We start from the raw sequence: 17,395 nt of genomic DNA, 5'->3' as shown, positions 1-17,395 counted from the left end.
CGGCAACATGTTTCCCGACCGTAGGAGAGCTGTGCGGAGCGGTCAAGAGTCGAACCGTGTCCGGTGAGGGGAAACGCGGGATCGGGCAGGTATGGTTGTTTCCGGAAACACGGATGGAGGGGATCGGGTGAGCCAGGAGCGGCGGGCGACGGTGCGCGATGTCGCGGCCCGGGCCGGGGTGTCCCCCGGCACGGTGTCGAAAGCACTCAACGGCACCGGCCAGATCAGCGAGGCGACCCGGGAACGGATCCGCCAGGCGGCGGAGGAGATCGACTTCCGGCCGAACGCGTTGGCCCGCAGCGTGTTCGAACGGCGCAGCTACACGGTCGGGATGATCACCACCGACAGCTTCGAGCGGTTCAGCGTGCCGGTCATGCTGGGCGCCGAGGACGCGCTCGGCGCCGGCCGGATCTCGGTGTTCCTGTGCGACAGCCGCGGCGACCCGATCCGGGAGCGGCACTACGTCGACGTCCTGCTCGGCCGCCGGGTCGACGGGTTCATCGTGACCGGGCGCAACTTCAATCGCCGGCCGCCACTGGCCGGTGCCGGCGACGTACCTGTGGTCTACGCGTTGACGCCGTCGGCCGACGATTCCGACTGCTCGGTCGTCGTGGACGACACCGCATCCGGTCGCCTGGCCGCCGAACACCTGCTCCGGATCGGGCGGACCCGGATCGCCCACGTCACCGGACCGGAGCGCTTCGAGCCGGCCCGGCGGCGCCATGACGGTCTCACCTCAGCGCTCGCCGGGGCCGGGCTCGAGCTGACCGGCACGGCGATGTACGGCGGCTGGACCGAGGCGTGGGGCCGGCAGGCGACCCACATCCTGTTCCGCGGCAACCCGGAGATCGACGCGATCCACTACGGCAGCGATCTGCTCGCCCGCGGTGGCGCCGACGCGCTCCGCGAGCTGGGCCGGCGCATCCCGGAGGACGTGGCGATCACCGGTACGGACAACTGGGAGCTCATCGCGGAAGGCGCGCGCCCACCACTCACGTCCGTGGATCTGCGGCTCGCGGACGTCGGCCGGGTGGCCGCCCAACGGTTGCTCGACGCAATCGAAGGACGGCCACACTCAGGCCTCGAACGCGTGCCCTGTCAGCTCGTCGTCCGCGCGTCCACGGACGAGACGGCCGGCTGATACGGCAGCCACACCTTCATCGGGCCGACCTCACGATTGGCCCATTGGTAGTACGGCAACGCGGTGATCGGTACGACGTCCCCCGGCCGCGCGGGCTCGTCGGCGTACAGGTCCTCCTGCGGTGTCCACGTGGCACCGCGAGCGGTGATGAGCGGTACGCCGTCGCCCGCAGCCTCGTCGAGTCGGGGACTGGTGACCATCAGATCGTCGACAATCACACCATCGGACTGGTCGACCTGCTCGACGGCGTACAGCAACGGCCCGCGGCAGATCGCGACCGATCCACGGATCCCCTCGACGCGCGGATGCCCGTGCACCAGGCGCGGTGTCATCGGCAGGTTGAGTACGACGCGGTCGCCGGCTTCCCAGGTGCGGTTGAGCTTGACGTAGCTACCGGGAACGCCCGGGATCACCTCGTCCCCGATGGCGACCTCGGCGCCATGCGCCCAGCCGGGGATGCGCAGCGCGAGCGAGGCGGAGGCCGCTTCCCGCACCGTGATCACGATGCGACCACTGACCGGATAGTCCGTCGCGACGTCGAGTTTCAGCTCGTCGGCGTCGATCGAGCCGGCGGCGTACTGGTGCAACTGCAGGCCGTCGCCGGTGGTCGTGGCGACGTAGTGCTGCAGCGACGCGAAGGTCCGCATCAGGTTGGTCGGGCAACAGCTCGTGCCGAACCACGGCTGCCGGCCGTTGCCCGGAGCCCGTTTGTCGGAGTCATCGGAGTCCGCGCGGACCTGGAGGGCGTTGACATAGAAGTACTTCGACCGATCGAGTGAGACGCCCGGCAGTACGGCGTTGTACAGCTGCCATTCGATCAGGTCGGCGTACCGCGCCTTACCCGTTGCCAGGAGCAACCGCCAGCTCCATTGCACGCTCGCGACCCCGGCGCAGGTCTCGCCGTACGCGACATCACTGGGCAGCTCGTACGGGTTGCCGAACGACTCACCGTCCCAGCGGCTGCCGAGCCCGCCGTTCACGTACATCTTGGTGCGGACCGTGTTCTGCCACTGCGTCTCGAGCTTGCCGAGCAGCTCGGTGTCGCCGGTCTCGATCGCCACATCTGTCGCGCCCGCCGCCAGGTAGATCGCGCGTACGGCGTGCCCCTCCGGCACCGTGGTCTCGCGGACCGGGATCCGGTCGGACAGGTACGCGGCGCGGGCCGGGTTGCCAGGGGCAAGGAGTGAGCGGCCGTGGGCGTCGACGAAGTACTTGGCCTGGTCGAGGTACCGGTGCTCGCCGGTCGCCCGGTAGAGCTCGACCAGAGCGAGCTCCGCGACCGGGTGTCCGCAGAATCCCTCGCGTTGTCCCGGCCCGGTGCCGAATGTCCGATGCAGGTGATCCGCCGCACGCCGGGCCACGTCGAGCAACCCGGTCCGCCCGGTCGCCCGGAACTGCGCGACCGCGGACTGGATCATCGCGCCCATGTTGAAGATCTCGTGATCGAAGTCGAGCTGTCCGTACCGTTCGTCCCGCCGGCCCGACTGGACGAACGTGCCGAGGTAGCCGTCCTCGTCCTGCGCCGCCGCGATCAACTCCGTCCGGGACTCCAGCCAGTCCAGCAACCGCGGATCCTCACTCCGCGCCGCCTCCCACGCGACCGCCTCGAGCCACTTGTACGCCTCACCGTCCTCGTAGTTCGGCCCGTGGTACTCCGCGTCCGTGACCCCCTTGGCCACGTTCCGGAAGTTGTCCCACTGCTCCTCCAGATGCTCGGCCCCCTTCGGGATCGACACCCTCCCGTTGCTCGCCTGCAGATCGCCGAGAAAGCTGCCCTCGAGTCGCACGTCCCGCAGCCGGAGCGGCCGCAGGACGGTCGCCGCCACCGGCGCGGCCGGTCCCTGATCGTTGGTCGTCACCGCCCCATCCTGACAAGCACGGCATGGTTTAGGCAACTAGTTTCCGTGATTTCCGGACCCGTAGGCCACCTACTCGGCGGAGGCCAGCGCGGAGCAGATGTCCCAGGAGGCTTGGCGGAGGAGGGCGGCAGTGTCTGCGTCGAGGCCCTTGACCGGTACGTCGGTGCCGACCGGATCTTCGGCGAGCAGCGCGATCAGGAAGACGCACGCCGCGAGGTAGCTGCCGGCCGGCGCGGGATGGCTGTTGTCGGCGTCGTGCAGGACCGGCTGATCGTGATCAGCCAGGAATCGCTCCCACACGGTCCCGACCGGTACGAGCGTCGCACCGAGCTCGACCGCGCTCCCGGCGTACGCGTCGGTGAGCGCTCTCTGGGTCTCGGGAGCGTTCCGCCGCGCCCAGGTCTCGTAGAGCGCGGTGCGCGCCCCGGCCTCCTTGATCGCAGCGTCGAAGTCCCGAGCGCTGTCCGCGAACCGAGCAGGGCTCTTGATCGGCAGCGTGCTCTGCTCCTGCAGCACGACGATGTCGAAACCGCCGGTCGCGATCGCTCCGAGTGCCGCACCGGCGTTGAGGTGCTGCCTGAGCGACGCACCGCCCGCGGAGATCAGCTTGTGCTCGACGTCGATCCCGCGCGCCCCCGCCAGGCCCTTCAGCAGGCCGGGCAGGTTGTTCCGGGCTGTGAAGCTGTTACCGACAAAGAGAATGCGCACACCCCGGACGCTACTATGCCGAGGTGATGCCTGGGCTTCGGATCGTGCCGGTGCAGGACGACACCACCGTGCTGGACTGGCAGCGCGTGCACAACGAGATCATCCCGACCGCGCCGCTCTCGGTGGACGAGATCCGGGAGCGAGCCGGACGCAACGTCCTCGAGGTCGCCTACGACGGCGACGTCCTGGTGGGCAACTCGACGGTGCGGCCTCCGTCGGAGGACACCCCCGCGGCGACGGTGATCGCTCGGGTGCTCCCGGCGTACCGGCGGCGTGGATTCGGCGAGACGATCTACCAGCGGTGCCTCGTCCGTGCGCGCGAGTTGAGCGATGCCGGCGTGGAGACACACATCCTCGCCTCCAACGAGGACGGACTGCGGTTCGCCGAGGCGCACGGGTTCGTCGAGGTCGAGACGTACCTGCTGCCGGGCGACACTGTTCCGTTCGTCGAACTGCGTCTCGATGAGTGAGGATGCGGGCATGCGCTTCTCGATCAACGTGCCGAACTTCGGGGACTTCGCCGACGCCCACACGATCGCGCGGGTAGCAACCGCGGCCGAGGAGGCGGGGTGGGACGGGCTGTTCGTCTGGGACCACGTCGTCCACAGCAAGGAGCGGCGCCGCGGGCAGGCGTTCGGCGATCCGTGGATGCTGCTGACCGCGGCCGCGCTGGCGACGTCGCGGATCAAGCTGGGCCCGTTGGTGACACCGTTGGCGCGACGACGGCCCGAGCAGTTGGCGCGGCAGGTCGCGACGCTGGACGCGATGAGCGGTGGACGGGTGATCTTCGGCGCCGGGCTCGGCGGGCCGATCACGGACGAGTTCGGCAGCTTCGGCGACGAGACCGACCCGAAGGTGCTGGCCGAGAAGCTGGACGAGGGCCTCGACCTGCTGGCGGCGTACTGGTCCGGCGAGCGGGTCGACCATGACGGGAAGCACTACCGGGTCGAGGACGTGACGTTGCTACCGGCAACGACTCAGCAGCCGCGGCCGCCGGTGTGGATCGCGGGCTACTGGCCGCGGAAGGCCCCGATGCGACGGGCCGCGCGCTGGGACGGCGCCGTACCGCTGTTCCAGAACGCCAACCACGGCGAGGCCCCACCGGTCGACGAACTGCGTGACCTGATGGCCTTCCTCCACGACCGGCGCGGCGACCGGACCACGCCGTACGACGTGATCGTCGGCGGCATCAGCCCCGCGGACCCGACCCGCTCGCGCGCGCTGATCGAGCCGCTCGCCGAAGCCGGCGCCACCTGGTGGGACGAACGCCAACTCATCACCGGCACCGACTTCTACCGCCTGGACCCGGTCCTCCGCCGGATCGAGCAGGGCCCGCCGACCCTCACGACCCGCTGAGGGCCGACTGCATCGCTTCGAGGGCCTTCAGCACCGCGGGGAGAGCTGCGTCCGGGATATCCGCGGTGATGCTGTCGGCCACGTCGTCGAAGATCGGTTTGATCTTCGGGAGCAGCTTGCGGCCGGCCGCGGTCAGCTCGACGGTGATGGCGCGGCGATCGGTGCTTCCGGGCCGGCGCTGGAGGTAGTCCTTCTCCACCAGGCGATCGACCAGTCGCGTCATCCCGGCCGTGTCGGTCCCGAGCAGGTCCGCCAGCCGGCGCGGACTCGTCGTACCGCCGGAGACATGCAGCAGGACGCCGGCCTGCTGTGACGTCAGCCCGAGTTCGGCGAAGCGCTGGTCGAGTGCCGTCCGGACGCCTCGCGCCACCTGCGTCACCAGTCCGGTCAGGGCAAGCCGGGGGCCGGGCATCGAACCTCCTCTCCTATTGCTGTCGCGACAGCTACTGTCTAGACTGCCATCTCGGGATCCACCCGATCGAGAGGAGTCCGATGAGTACGCCGGTACGCACCGACGTGGCCGCGTTCTTCGAGCGGTTCGCGTCGGCGGGTGATGCTGCGGACAGCGTAGAGGCCGCGACGATGTTCCATCCGACCCTGCTCACGCTCGATCCGGTGTCGGCCGCGCCGGTGACCCGGGAACAGGTGGTGGCGAGCCTGCCGCGGCGGAAGGAGTTCTTCGCCCGGCTCGGGATCAGCGGGATGACGCTCGACACGCTCGCCGAGTCACCGATCGACGATCGGCACACGCTGGTCCGGTCCACCTGGCGGCTCGAGCGGGCCGCCGGGTCGGTGGTCGCGGAGGGGACGGTCTTCAGTTCGACGTACCTGCTGCGCAAGGTCGACGGGGACTGGCAGATCGTCGTCTATCTCAATCATCAGGACCTGCGATCGCTGCTCCCGGGCTGAGTTGACATCCTGGGGGCATGACCGACGACCACCCGTCCTGCTGCGCACCGGCGAGACCGGCCACCTCCGCGGTGCCGGAGGTGCCACGGGCGATGGACGCCGCGGGCGAGCACGGGGTCGAGCAGGTGATCCTCGGGGACGGCGAGTTCCTGATGGGCGACGGCACCGGGGACGGCAACGCCGGTGACGGAGAGACGCCGACGCATCGGGTCCAGGTGTCGGCGTTCAGCATCGACGCCACCTCGGTGACGAACCGCGACTTCGCGCGGTTCGTCGACGCCACCGGGTATCGCACGGAGGCGGAGACCTTCGGGTTCTCCGCCGTGTTCCACCTCGCGCTTCACGCGGAGCCGAGTGAGGTGATGGGCCCGGCGTCCGGTACGCCGTGGTGGGCCGGAGTGCGGGGAGCCGACTGGCGGCATCCGGGTGGTTCACGGTCGGACCTGGACGGGCTCGACGACCATCCCGTCGTCCATGTGAGCTGGAACGACGCCGTCGCGTACAGCCGATGGGCCGGACGCCGCCTGCCGACGGAAGCCGAGTGGGAGTTCGCGTCCCGCGGTGGCCTCGAGAGTGCGCGCTACCCGTGGGGCGACGACCTGCTCGGCGACGACGGTGAGTGGCGCTGCAACATCTGGCAAGGCGTCTTCCCCCGGTCGAACACCGAGGAGGACGGCTACCTCACCACCGCGCCGATCCACAGCTTCGCGCCGAACGCGTACGGGCTGTGGCAGACGGTCGGGAACGTGTGGGAGTGGTGCGCGGACTGGTTCGGCCCGCGGTACTACAAGTTCTCCCCTGACACCGACCCCAAGGGTCCGTCGCTCGGCGCGGCCCGGGTGATGCGCGGCGGGTCGTATCTCTGCCACGACTCCTACTGCAACCGCTACCGCAACTCCGCCCGCTCGTCGAACACCCCCGAGTCGTCGATGGGCAACACCGGCTTCCGCACGGTCGCAGTCTGAATCCGGGACCGAAGAACGGGTAGTGCCCGGCCGGAGGCGGCTCCGGTCGGCGTGCTCACGCGGGAAGCCCGAGGCTGGGGCGGACCACTACCCGTTCTTAGGTACGTCGACCCCTCGCAAGCCGGGGGTGGTGGCTGCGACCGTCGCGACGGCGGCGACGCACAGCAGGGCGCCCGAGGCGAGGGCGGTGACCGGTGAGGTGAACTGGGCGACCAGGCCGCCGCGGAGGTTGCCGAGGTCTGGGCCGGCTTGGCCGACGATCTGCTCTGCGGCGCTGACGCGGCCGAGCAGTTCGCTCGGCGTGTGCAACTGGACGATCGTGCTCCGGGAGACGACCGCGAGCGTGTCAGCAGCACCGGCGACCGCGAGAAACACCAAAGCCAGCCACGGCGTGGGCGAGAAAGCGAATAGTGCCAGCGCAATCCCCCACCCCGCCGATCCCGCGAGCATCACCACACCATGCCGCGGCAGCCGGGTGAACGTTCCGGACAGCAGCGACGCGGTGACCCCGCCCACCGCGATCGCGGTCAGGAACAGGCCGAGCGTCCGCGGGTCGTTGCCGAACCGCTCCGCGTTGATCACCGGGAACAGGCTGACCGGCATCGACAGCACGGTCGCCGCGAGATCGGTGATCAACGCGCCACGGATCACCGGCGTCGACACGACGAACGCCAGCCCGTCCCGCACTCCCCGCAGTCCGGCCTTGACGACCGCCTCGACCCGGAGCGTCGGCAGGCCGAGTACGCCGTACAGCGCGGCGAGGAAACTGAGACAGTCGATCAGGTAGCAGGCGCCCGTACCCCAGGCGTTCACCACCAGGCCGCCGATCGCCGGGCCGAGCAGCATCGCGCCCTGGAAAGCGATCCGGTTGAGCGCGATCCCGGCGGCGAGGAGCTCCCGGGGCAGGAGTTGCGGCAGCACCGTCCGCGCGACCGGGCCGGCCGCCGCCCCGAACGAGGCTTGTACGGCGACGAGCCCGAGCAGTACGCCGACCGGCACCGAACCGATCACCAACTGACTCGCCATCACGGCGGAGGTGATCAACTGCCCGCACGTGGTGATCAGGTAGAACCGGCGCCGCTCGAACCGGTCGACGGCCGCGCCGGCGAACAGCCCGAGCAGGATCAACGGCAACGCCTGCGACAACCCGACCGCCCCGGTCCACGCGGTGCTCTGCGTCTCGTCCCACACCTGGAACATCACCGCGACGAACGCCAACTGCCCACCGAACGTCGACAGCACCTGGCCGAACCACAGCCGCCGGAACACCGGCGATGCCCGCAACGGCTCGAGGTCGATCAACGCCCGCCGGACGCCGACGGACCCCTTCACTCCGATGCGCCGAACTCTTGCAGCTTCTCGGCGATCCGGTCATGGAAGCTCTTCCGCGCCAGCGCTTCCTCGACGTCGCGGACGACCTGGGTCATCGGGTACGGGAGCTCGGCCTCCAGTTCGGTGATGGCAGCCTCGGTGGCTCGCCACTCCGCTGCCAGGAGCTCGACGATCTTCTTCGCCTTCGCGGTCAGCGCGACCTTCTTGCTCCGGGCATCGGTCCCCGGCACGGTCCGCACCAGGCCGGCGGTCCGCATCGCCGACACCTTCTGACTCAGCGCCGAGTGCGTCCGGCCGACCGAGTCGGCCAGCTCGGTGATCGTCATCGGACCTTTGGCGTGCAGCCGGAGCAGCTCCATCACGAAGCTCGGCTTCAGTCCCTTGATCTGCCGATCGGTGTAGATACGCCCGATCTCGGCGTCCATCCGGGCCTGCAGCTGGTGCAGCCCGCGCCACTGGCTCTGCTCGGTCGGATCGTCCATGGCGAGATCATAACAGCACTTATATAAGTCCTGTTGCTTGTGGGACCGGGGCCGGCCGGGAGGACGTCGCGCGGCGGATCCAGGCGGCGGCGAGGACGGCGGCCAGCACGCTGATGACGACGAGGGTCGCGAAGCCGTACCGGGTGTCCGTCCGCCCGGTGACCACCGAGGTCACCAGCATGACGACGACCGTGGCCGCGAGCCCGTACCCGTTGGCGACCCCGAACGCGTGCCCGACCCGCGACTCGTCGACCGACGTCATCAGCAACGACCGCGTCGCGATCCGCGCCTGCCCGAACACGAACGCGCCGACCAGCACCAGCCCCATCAACGCGCCGACTCCGAACAACGGCTGCAGCACCAGCACCACGTTGCACACCAGGAATCCGCCCACCGCCACCCGAAGATCCCCGAACCGTACGGCGCTCCGCCGATAAGCCACCGCAGCCAGCAGGAACCCGGCCCCACCCACCGCATCCACCACCCCCAGCACCGCCGCTCCCCGATGCCACTCCCCAACCACCAGCACCGGCAACAACGCATTGAACACGGTCACCACCACAAGCCCCTGCCCGAAGAGCAACGCGAGCGCCCCCAGCGGCAGAGCCTGCCCCGTGGTCCACCGCGCCGATCCGGCAGCCACGACTGTCCCCGCGGTCGCGGGTGACGCGGCGGCCGCGCTCTCCCCACCCACCGCAGCGACGAACAGTGCCGAGGCAACGAACGTCAGGGCGTTGAACACGAACAGAGGTGTGGAACCGAAGTACTGCAAGGCGAAGCCGCCGACTGATGCCGACAGCAACATTCCGCTCTGGAGGGCGATCTCGTAGTGGCCGTTGAAGCGGCGCAGGTCGGCGACCGGCACCCGCTCGCGGACGAGGGCCGCGCTCGCCGGGGTGAAGAGCGCGGCGACGACGGCCAGCGCGAAGTTGCTGCCGTACACGAGCGCCTGCTGCGGCCCGCCGAGCGCCAGCCCGATCGGCAGGCACAGCGCCGCGGCAGCACTGACCACGTCACACCCGATCCACAGCCGCCGCCGGTCGAAGCGATCCGCGAGACGACCGAAGTACGGCGAGAGCACGGCCTGCGGTACGGCGACCGCGATGAACAGCCAGCCGACGTCCAGCATCGACCCCTGCGCGCGCACGAGCAGCAGCGCGGCGCCGATCAACTGGATGTTGTTCCCGAGGGACGTGATGAAGGCTGCCGGCAGCAGCAGTCGATGTCTGTGCACCCGACGACCGTCGCAGCAAAACCTGACAAACAATGGCAGCGATTATTTCCGCTACCGCAGTCGCGGAAATAGTTGTACTGTTCTTTTCGACACCACAGTAGCGAAAAGGAGCGACGAATGGTGGGTCGAGGGCGGCCGCGGGATGCCGGCGTGGAGGGACGCGTGCTGCAGGCCGCCATGGCAGAGATGCGGACCCGTGGGTACGACGGGATGTCGGTCGACCGGGTCGCCGAGCGGGCCGGGGTGGCGAAGACCACGATCTACCGGCGCTGGCCGACCAAGGCCGAGCTGGTGATCGCGATGATCACCGGGCTGCGCTCCGCCGTACCGTTCGCGCCGAGCGGCGACCCGCGCCGCGATCTCACCGACCTGGTGACCGGGATCGCCGACACGCTGAACGGCGTACCGGCCACCCTGATCGCGGATCTCGCCGCGGCCGCGGCCCGCGAACCGCGCGTCGCCGAGAGCGTGCGCGCCCTGTGGAGTACGCGGCACGCGGCCGTCACCGCAGTCGTCGCACAAGCCCAGGCCGACGGCCTCCTGCCCGGGCATGCCGCCCCCGCCGTGCTGGTCGACCAGCTCGTCGGACCGCTGTACTACCGGCTCCTCATCACCGGCGAGCCGATCACATCCGCCTACGTGAGGGAGCTGGTGCACAGCACCCTCGGACCCGATCCGGAGCAGTCATGAAGCTGGAAACACCCAAGAAGTCCCGCAAGAAGATCCTCACCGTGGTCGCCGCCGTCGTGGTGCTGCTGGCCGGCTACACGGTCTACACGAACGCCCGGCCGTTCGTCCTGCACACCCAAGTGGACATCGACGCGAGTCCCGAGCAGGTCTGGAAGGTCCTCACGGACCGGCAGGCCTACCCGGAGTGGAATCCGTTCATCGTGTCCTCGACCGGTGAGCTGACCAAGGGCGGCAAGATCACCAACGTGCTCCGCGACACCAAGGGCGCCGAGACGAAGTTCACGCCCACTCTGCTCGCGGTCGAGCCGAACAAGGAGCTCCGTTGGATCGGCAAGGTCCCGCCCGGCGGGATCTTCGACGGCGAGCACTCGTTCCGGCTCGAGGCGCTCCCGGACGGGCGCACCCGGCTGATCCAGGAGGAGAAGTTCCGCGGGGTGGCGATCCCGTTCACCCGATCGATGCTGAACAACACCATCAAGCCCCAGTTCGCCGCCATGAACCAAGCCCTCGCCGCCCGAGCCGCCGGCTCCTGATACTTCATGCAGTGCAGGCATCAAAAGTGACGAAAAGATGCATTGGACGGATGAGCGACGCGCTGGTTGGCTTGTCGGCATGGAAATGCGCAGGTTGGGACGAGTAGGGATCGAGGTCAGCCCGGTCGGGTTCGGGTGCTGGGCGATCGGCGGTCCGTTCAGCAATCCGGCCGGAGAGCCGCTGGGCTGGGGCGAGGTCGACGACGACGAGTCGGTCCGGGCGATCCGGCGGGCGATCGAGCTCGGCGTGACGTTCTTCGACACCGCGGACGTGTACGGCGCCGGCCACAGCGAGCGGGTTCTCGGCAAGGCGCTCGAGGGCCGCCGCGACCAGGTGGTGATCGCGACCAAGTGGGGCAACACGTTCGACGAGTCGACCCGGGTCATGCACCACCAAGACAAGACGCCCGAGTACGTCCACAAGGCCGTCCGGGCCTCCCTCGAGAGGCTCGGCACCGACTACCTGGACCTCTACCAGCTGCACTTCGACACGACCGACGAGATCGCGCTGCCACTGCGCGAGGCGTGCGAGGACCTGGTCCGGGAAGGGCTGATCCGCAGCTACGCGTGGAGCACGGACACGCTGCACAGCGCCGAGCTCTTCGCCGAAGGCGAGCACTGCGCGGCGATCCAGCACGAGGCGAGTGTCCTGCACGACGCTTCGGACTTCTTCGCGCTGTGCGAGCGGGCCGACCTGGCGAGCATCAACCGGACCCCGCTGGGGATGGGCATTCTCGGCCGGCGGAACGCGGACCGGCCGGCGACCGGCGCGGACATCCGGACGCTGCCGCCGTCCTGGCTGCGGTTCTTCGACGAGGGCGGCGTACCCGCGCCGGAGTGGTGGGACAAGGTGTCGGCGATCCGCGACGTCCTCGAGAGCGACGGCAGGACGCTGGCCCAGGGCGCGCTCGCGTGGCTGTGGGCTCGCAGCCCGCGGACGGTGCCGATCCCGGGGTTCCGCACGGTCGAACAGGCCGAGGAGAACGCCGGCGCGATGGCCCTCGGACCGCTCAGCGAGGACCAGCTGGCCCAGATTTCCCAGCTGCTCGCCGACTGATCCAGGCACCCTCCCCCAGTCCTCGGCCCGGCCACCGTCCAGGGAACGGTTCCGGGCCGAGGTCTTGTCACGGCCTAGGTTTATCGATATACCTCTGCGCAACAAACTACTGCTGCGTGACGAGGTAGGTCGTGGTCTCAGTCGACAGGCTTGGTGGTGCCGCGCAGGATCAGCCGCGCCGGCGCGATCAGCTCGTGCGGGTCGCGGGTCGGTCCGCCGTTGATCTGGGCGATCAGCTGCGCGACGATCGCGTCGGCCATCTCCTCGTGACCCGGATTGATGCTGGACAGCGACGGCACCAGGTACGGCGCTTCGTCGATGTCGTCGAAGCCGATCACCTGGACGTCGTCCGGCACCCGCAGCCCGGCGTCCGCCAGGGCCCGAAGCGCGCCGAGGGCAACCACATCGGTGAGCGCGAACACCGCGTCGAAGCCGATCCCACCGTCGATCAGCGACCGGATCGCGTCGTACCCGTCCTGCAGGGTGAACTTGCACCGGACCGTCAGCTCGGGGTCCATCGGTACGCCGGCCTCGGTGTGCGCGACCGCGTAGCCCTCGGCGCGCAGGGCCGGCATGTTCGCGGTCCAGTCGGGGTTGCCGCCGAGCATCGCGATGCGCCGGGCGCCGGTGGCGAGCAGGTGCGCGGTCGCCTGCCGGGCGCCGTCGACGTTGTCCATCATCACGTGGTCGAACTTCGACGGCAGGGCGCGCTCGCCGATCATCACGACCGGCGCGTCCGGCCGCATCTGGGTCAGCTCGGCCGGGTCGATGTCGACCACGCTGAGGATCAGGCCGTCGTACATCCGCAGCCGGGAGAACGCGACCGCGTCCAGCTCGCCCTCGCGGCTGGCGCCGGTGCGCTCCATCACGATCCGCAGTCCGTGCGCCTCGAACCGGTCGGCGAGCCGGCCGGCCAGCTGGCCGAAGTACGGGCGCTCGAGCTCGGGAACCGCGAGACCGACGACTCCCGTCCGGCCCGCGCGCAGGTTCCGGGCGGCCAGATTGACCTGGTAGCCGAGGTCGCTGATCGCGGCCAGCACCCGTTCCCGGGTCGCGGCACCGACCCGCGGCCGCCCGTTGATCACGTTCGACACGGTCATCGTGGACACCCCCGCGGACCGCGCCACATCCGCCATCGTCACCACGGTGGACCCCTTCTTCATGTGCCCCACCTTACGTAAGGAGTCTGCGATGAGACTGCGCCGTACCGTAGCCGCCCTGGCGGCCGTCGCGCTCGCCATCCCGCTCGCCGCCTGTGGCGGTTCGCCGGACAGTGGCGGTGGCAGCGGCAAACTGACGTTCTTCTCCTGGGACGGAGAAGACACGATGAAGCCGGTGATCGCGAAGTTCGAGCAGGACAATCCCGGCCTGACAGTGGAGTTCTCCAACGCCCCGCCGGTCGCGGAGTACATCTCCACGCTGCAGTCGCGGATCCTGTCCGGTACGGCGGCCGACGTGTTCGCGATCGCCGCGGAGAACAAGACCAACCTGATCAACGGCAAGCACGTCGTCGACCTGAAGGACAAGCCGTTCCTGAAGAACGTGCCGGAGTTCAACCAGACCACGTACTCCGGCTCCGACGGCGCGGTGTACGGCCTGTCGGTCGCGTCGTGGGGCGCCGGCATCCTCTACAACAAGGACCTGCTGGCCAAGGCCGGCGCGACCACGATCCCGCAGACCTGGGACGAGTTCCTTGCCCTGTGCCACAAACTGAAGGACGCCGGGGTCACGCCGTACCTGGAGTCCGTGCAGGCGATGTCCACGCCGCTGTCGGCGTTCCTGGGCGCGGAGAGCGCGGCCGACGGCAACTCGATGGTCACGAAGATCTTCGACGGGTCCGCGAAGTTCAAGGACTACTGGGTCGAGCCGCTCACCCAGTGGTCGCGGCTGTGGACCGAGGGCCTGGTGACCCCGGCGGTCGTCGGCCTGACCGGTGACCAGGTCCGGACCGAGTTCGCCACCGGCAAGGTCGCGATGATGGTCGCCGGCCCGTGGGACATCCCCGGCGTCCGCAAGGCCGCGCCGAAGCTGAAGATCGAGATGGCGCCGATCCCCGGCATCGACGGCCGCAAGCCGTACCTGGCCGGCGCGGCCAGCCCGGGCTACGCGATCAACGCGAAGGCGAAGAACCCGGAGGCGGCGGAGAAGTTCCTCGCCTTCCTGGACACGCCCGAGGCGATGGCCCTGTATCAGAAGGCGACCGGCGCGATCACCGTCACCACCGACTTCGAGCCGACCCTCGACCCGGCGCTGAGCCCGATCGTCAAGGACGTCCGGGCCGGGAACGTCTACCTTCCCCAGATCGCCTGGAAGCGGGCCGAGGACATCCTGAACGTCGAGGCGACCGCGCAGCTGCAACTGCTGGTCCAGGGCAAGGCGACCCCCGAGCAGGTCGCGACCGCCCTCGACACCAAGCTCGCGAGTACGTCGTGACCACAAGCGAACTCGCGCCGGCCCGGACCTCGTCCCAGGTCCGGGCCGGCGCGGAACGACCGCGTCCCGGGTTCAACTGGGAGCGGGCGCGGACGACGTCGGCGAACCAGCTGTTCCTGGTCCCGGTGGCCCTGGTCTTCGTGGTGCTCCTGGTGGTGCCGCTGACGCAGACGTTCTACTGGAGTTTCACCGACTTCACCGGCTACTCGGCCGATGTGAAGTTCGTCGGGCTGTCGAACTACCACAAGGTCCTCACGGATCCGTCGATGCTGGCCGGGCTCGGCTTCACCTTGGCGTACACGATCGGTACGGCGGTCCTGATCACGGCGTGCGCGATCCCGCTGGCCGTCGTCCTGAACAAGAAGTTCTTCGGGCGGAACTTCGTCCGGTCGGTGTTCTTCTTCCCGGCCATCCCGAGTATCGCGATCCTCGGTCTGGTCTGGGGCTACATCCTGTCCCCGCTCGGCTCCGGCGTCCTGAACTCGGTGCTGCAGAGTCTGTTCCATGCCGGGCCGTATCCCTGGTTGTCGGACGATACGCTCGCACGGTTGTCGGTGATCGTGGTCGCGGTCTGGGGTGGCGCGGGGTGGCACGCGATGCTGTATCTGGCTTACCTGCAGTCGATTCCGGCCGATTACTACGAGGTGGCAACCATCGACGGCGCGTCGGCGCGGCAGCAGTTCTTCCACCTGACGTTGCCGTTGCTCACGCCGGCGATCGTGATCAGCAACTTCCTGCTGATGACCGGTGGGCTCAAGGTGTTCGACCTGCCGTTCACGCTGACCAAGGGCGGTCCGGGGTACTCGACGTACACGATCACGCAGTCGATCATCACGAGTGGTGTCGCGCAGGGACGGTACGGCCTGGCCTCGGCCCTGGCCGTGCTCTTCACCTTCGCCGTCGCCCTGGTCGCGGTGGCCCAGCTCTGGGCCTCCCGCCGGATCGAACGGAGGGTGCTGTGAAACAACGACGGTCCCCGATCACGAGTGTGGTGATGATCGCGCTGGCGGGTCTGGTCGGCGTACCGCTGTACTACATCGTCGTCAACACGGTGAAGACGCAGGAGGAGATGACCCGGTCGCCGCTGGCGTTGCCGACGCGGCTGTTCCTGGACAACTACCAGCGGATCTTCGAGACAGTGCCGCTCGGGCGGAGCTTCCTGAACACCTTGCTGGTCACGATCGCGGCGCTCCTGGTCCAGTTGTTCGTCGGCTCGACCGCGGCGTACGCGATGGCGATGCGGGCCAGCCGGTTCAACCGGATCTTCGGGGCCCTGCTGCTGCTCGGGTTCATCGTGCCTGGGCAGTCGACGCTGATCCCGCTGTACCGCATGCTCGTCGGTGCCGAACTGGTCGACACGTTGCGCGGGCTGGTGATCATCTACTCCGGCGGTGCGATCTTCTGCTATTTCCTGATCCAGGCGTACATCAGCCGGCTGCCGTTCGAGATCATCGAAGCGGCCCGGATCGACGGCGCCGGCGCGTTCCAGATCTACTGGCGGATCGTGCTGCCGCTGATCCGGCCGATCCTGGTCACGGTCGGGATCTTCCAGACGATGGGCATCTGGAACGACTTCATCACCCCGAACGTGTTCCTGAGCTCACCGGAGAAGGCGACTCTGGTCCTCCAGGTCTACCGCTCGGTCGGCGAGTTCTCGACCGACTGGCCGGCCTTCATGACCATGAGCGTGCTGGTGCTGATCCCGATGGTCGTCTTCTTCATCCTCACCCAGCGCCACATCGTCAGCGGCCTGCTCGCGGGGAGTGTGAAGTCGTGACGCTCGCTCCTTCGCCGCTCTACACCGATCCCGTCCACCTGGCGCCGACCGATCCGGCCCTGATCGCCGGGCCGGACGGCTCCTGGTGGATGTTCTACACCCAGCGCCGGGCGCACGAGCCGGACGGCGGACACCGGTGGGTGCACGGCACCGACATCGGTGTCGCCCGCTCCGGCGACGGCGGCCTCAGCTGGCGATACGACGGTGTTGCCGAGGGCATCGATCCCCACGCGGGCCGGAACACGTTGTGGGCGCCGGAAGTGATCCGCGCGGGCGATCGCTACCACATGTTCACCAGCTACATCACCGGCGTACCGGACCGATGGGCGGGTCATCCGCGCACGATCCTGCACCACACCTCTACCGACCTCGTCGACTGGCGGTACGCCGGTGTGCTGCCGCTCTCGTCCGATCGGGTGATCGACGCGTGTGCGTACGAGTTGCCGGGCGGTGGGTGGCGGCTCTGGTACAAGGACGAGGCGCACGGGTCGACGACCTGGTCGGTGGACTCACCGGACCTCAGCACGTGGTCGGAGCCGGTGCAGGTGATCGGCGGGGAGCCCCACGAGGGGCCGAACGTGTTCCGGCTCGGTGAGTTCTACTGGATGATCACCGACGAGTGGCGCGGGCAGGCCGTCCACCGGTCGCTGGACCTGACCACGTGGGAACCGGCCGGCCGGATCCTCGACGAGTCCGACCGCGGGTTCGGCCACCACGCCGATGTCGTCGTGGGCCGGGACGCCGATGGTCAGCACGTGGGGTGGATCTTCTACTTCACCCATCGCAGGTCCGGTATGGGTGTGGTCGATCCACGCCGGCTGACCGATGTGCACGTCGCCGTACTGCGGGCGGACGGGGACCGGCTCGTCTGCGACCGGAACGCACCGGTCGCACTGGATTTACGCCGTAGCACCTAGCA

General features: G+C 69.0%; 19 protein-coding genes. 12 read left to right on the top strand and 7 right to left on the bottom strand.

Annotated elements, in window-relative coordinates; translation table 11 throughout:
• Positions 1 to 127 precede the first annotated feature (127 nt).
• Entirely contained in the window at positions 128 to 1,141 is a 1,014-nt protein-coding gene (locus tag ACZ6O0_RS35615) for a LacI family DNA-binding transcriptional regulator (protein ID WP_465769444.1), read from the top strand.
• Here the strand turns inward: ACZ6O0_RS35615 and ACZ6O0_RS35610 are convergent.
• Both ACZ6O0_RS35610 and ACZ6O0_RS35605 read right to left on the bottom strand, forming a co-directional pair.
• Positions 1,099 to 3,000 carry a glycoside hydrolase family 127 protein gene (locus tag ACZ6O0_RS35610; protein WP_465769443.1) on the bottom strand — a complete coding sequence of 634 codons (1,902 nt, stop codon included), beginning with the start codon at positions 2,998 to 3,000 and terminating at the stop codon, positions 1,099 to 1,101. The genes ACZ6O0_RS35615 and ACZ6O0_RS35610 overlap by 43 nt on opposite strands.
• A 69-nt stretch (positions 3,001 to 3,069) precedes the next feature.
• Positions 3,070 to 3,708, bottom strand: coding sequence for a hypothetical protein (locus ACZ6O0_RS35605; RefSeq protein ID WP_465769442.1), 639 nt, complete (start codon positions 3,706 to 3,708; stop codon positions 3,070 to 3,072).
• A 26-nt stretch (positions 3,709 to 3,734) separates the two neighbouring features.
• Between ACZ6O0_RS35605 and ACZ6O0_RS35600 the strand changes: the two genes are divergently transcribed.
• Positions 3,735 to 4,178, top strand: coding sequence for a GNAT family N-acetyltransferase (locus tag ACZ6O0_RS35600; protein ID WP_465769736.1), 444 nt, complete (start codon positions 3,735 to 3,737; stop codon positions 4,176 to 4,178).
• A gap of 10 nt (positions 4,179 to 4,188) precedes the next feature.
• Positions 4,189 to 5,064, top strand: a complete 876-nt coding sequence (locus tag ACZ6O0_RS35595) for an LLM class flavin-dependent oxidoreductase (protein WP_465769441.1) — start codon at positions 4,189 to 4,191, stop codon at positions 5,062 to 5,064.
• On the opposite strand, the gene ACZ6O0_RS35590 is transcribed toward ACZ6O0_RS35595, so the two are convergent.
• Complete coding sequence (locus ACZ6O0_RS35590; RefSeq protein ID WP_465769440.1) at positions 5,051 to 5,476, bottom strand: MarR family winged helix-turn-helix transcriptional regulator; 426 nt, start codon at positions 5,474 to 5,476, stop codon at positions 5,051 to 5,053. The genes ACZ6O0_RS35595 and ACZ6O0_RS35590 overlap by 14 nt on opposite strands.
• Before the next feature lie 80 nt (positions 5,477 to 5,556).
• On the opposite strand from ACZ6O0_RS35590, the gene ACZ6O0_RS35585 reads away from it, so the two are divergent.
• Entirely contained in the window at positions 5,557 to 5,973 is a 417-nt protein-coding gene (locus ACZ6O0_RS35585; protein ID WP_465769439.1) for a nuclear transport factor 2 family protein, read from the top strand.
• A gap of 17 nt (positions 5,974 to 5,990) precedes the next feature.
• Entirely contained in the window at positions 5,991 to 6,938 is a 948-nt protein-coding gene (locus ACZ6O0_RS35580; protein ID WP_465769438.1) for a formylglycine-generating enzyme family protein, read from the top strand.
• A gap of 87 nt (positions 6,939 to 7,025) precedes the next feature.
• Here the strand turns inward: ACZ6O0_RS35580 and ACZ6O0_RS35575 are convergent, their stop codons facing one another.
• From ACZ6O0_RS35575 to ACZ6O0_RS35565, 3 genes are read right to left on the bottom strand one after another with little or no spacing between them, the layout of a single operon-like run.
• Positions 7,026 to 8,270: an MFS transporter gene (locus ACZ6O0_RS35575; protein WP_465769437.1), complete on the bottom strand. Its 1,245-nt coding sequence runs from the start codon at positions 8,268 to 8,270 to the stop codon at positions 7,026 to 7,028.
• Positions 8,267 to 8,752 carry a MarR family winged helix-turn-helix transcriptional regulator gene (locus ACZ6O0_RS35570; RefSeq protein WP_465769436.1) on the bottom strand — a complete coding sequence of 162 codons (486 nt, stop codon included), beginning with the start codon at positions 8,750 to 8,752 and terminating at the stop codon, positions 8,267 to 8,269. The genes ACZ6O0_RS35575 and ACZ6O0_RS35570 overlap by 4 nt, the downstream gene beginning before the upstream one ends.
• A gap of 19 nt (positions 8,753 to 8,771) precedes the next feature.
• Complete coding sequence (locus ACZ6O0_RS35565) at positions 8,772 to 9,986, bottom strand: MFS transporter (protein WP_465769435.1); 1,215 nt, start codon at positions 9,984 to 9,986, stop codon at positions 8,772 to 8,774.
• 117 nt (positions 9,987 to 10,103) lie between these two features.
• On the opposite strand from ACZ6O0_RS35565, the gene ACZ6O0_RS35560 reads away from it, so the two are divergent.
• The 3 genes from ACZ6O0_RS35560 to ACZ6O0_RS35550 all read left to right on the top strand — a co-directional run bounded on the left by ACZ6O0_RS35560 (position 10,104) and on the right by ACZ6O0_RS35550 (position 12,266).
• Entirely contained in the window at positions 10,104 to 10,676 is a 573-nt protein-coding gene (locus tag ACZ6O0_RS35560) for a TetR/AcrR family transcriptional regulator (protein ID WP_465769434.1), read from the top strand.
• Positions 10,673 to 11,209: an SRPBCC family protein gene (locus ACZ6O0_RS35555; protein ID WP_465769433.1), complete on the top strand. Its 537-nt coding sequence runs from the start codon at positions 10,673 to 10,675 to the stop codon at positions 11,207 to 11,209. The genes ACZ6O0_RS35560 and ACZ6O0_RS35555 overlap by 4 nt, the downstream gene beginning before the upstream one ends.
• Before the next feature lie 79 nt (positions 11,210 to 11,288).
• A complete protein-coding gene (locus tag ACZ6O0_RS35550; protein WP_465769432.1) occupies positions 11,289 to 12,266 on the top strand; it encodes an aldo/keto reductase in 978 nt (325 codons plus the stop codon).
• A gap of 137 nt (positions 12,267 to 12,403) precedes the next feature.
• Here the strand turns inward: ACZ6O0_RS35550 and ACZ6O0_RS35545 are convergent, their stop codons facing one another.
• Complete coding sequence (locus ACZ6O0_RS35545; RefSeq protein WP_465769431.1) at positions 12,404 to 13,429, bottom strand: LacI family DNA-binding transcriptional regulator; 1,026 nt, start codon at positions 13,427 to 13,429, stop codon at positions 12,404 to 12,406.
• A 28-nt stretch (positions 13,430 to 13,457) separates the two neighbouring features.
• Here ACZ6O0_RS35545 and ACZ6O0_RS35540 point away from each other — a divergent pair, with 28 nt between their 5' ends.
• From ACZ6O0_RS35540 to ACZ6O0_RS35525, 4 genes are read left to right on the top strand one after another with little or no spacing between them, the layout of a single operon-like run.
• On the top strand, positions 13,458 to 14,699 hold the full coding sequence (locus tag ACZ6O0_RS35540) for an ABC transporter substrate-binding protein (RefSeq protein WP_465769430.1): 1,242 nt from the start codon (positions 13,458 to 13,460) through the stop codon (positions 14,697 to 14,699).
• Positions 14,696 to 15,661 carry a carbohydrate ABC transporter permease gene (locus tag ACZ6O0_RS35535; RefSeq protein ID WP_465769429.1) on the top strand — a complete coding sequence of 322 codons (966 nt, stop codon included), beginning with the start codon at positions 14,696 to 14,698 and terminating at the stop codon, positions 15,659 to 15,661. Before ACZ6O0_RS35540 ends, ACZ6O0_RS35535 begins: the two co-directional genes overlap by 4 nt.
• Positions 15,658 to 16,476, top strand: coding sequence for a carbohydrate ABC transporter permease (locus tag ACZ6O0_RS35530; protein ID WP_465769428.1), 819 nt, complete (start codon positions 15,658 to 15,660; stop codon positions 16,474 to 16,476). Before ACZ6O0_RS35535 ends, ACZ6O0_RS35530 begins: the two co-directional genes overlap by 4 nt.
• The gene (locus tag ACZ6O0_RS35525) at positions 16,473 to 17,393 is read left to right on the top strand and encodes a hypothetical protein (RefSeq protein WP_465769427.1); all 921 of its coding nucleotides are present in this window, start codon (positions 16,473 to 16,475) and stop codon (positions 17,391 to 17,393) included. Before ACZ6O0_RS35530 ends, ACZ6O0_RS35525 begins: the two co-directional genes overlap by 4 nt.
• The last annotated feature ends 2 nt before the right edge of the window (positions 17,394 to 17,395 follow it).

This window comes from Kribbella sp. NPDC048837, assembly GCF_055586945.1.
Note: the sequence above shows the minus strand (reverse complement) of the source record. Positions and strands in the feature narration are given on the sequence as shown.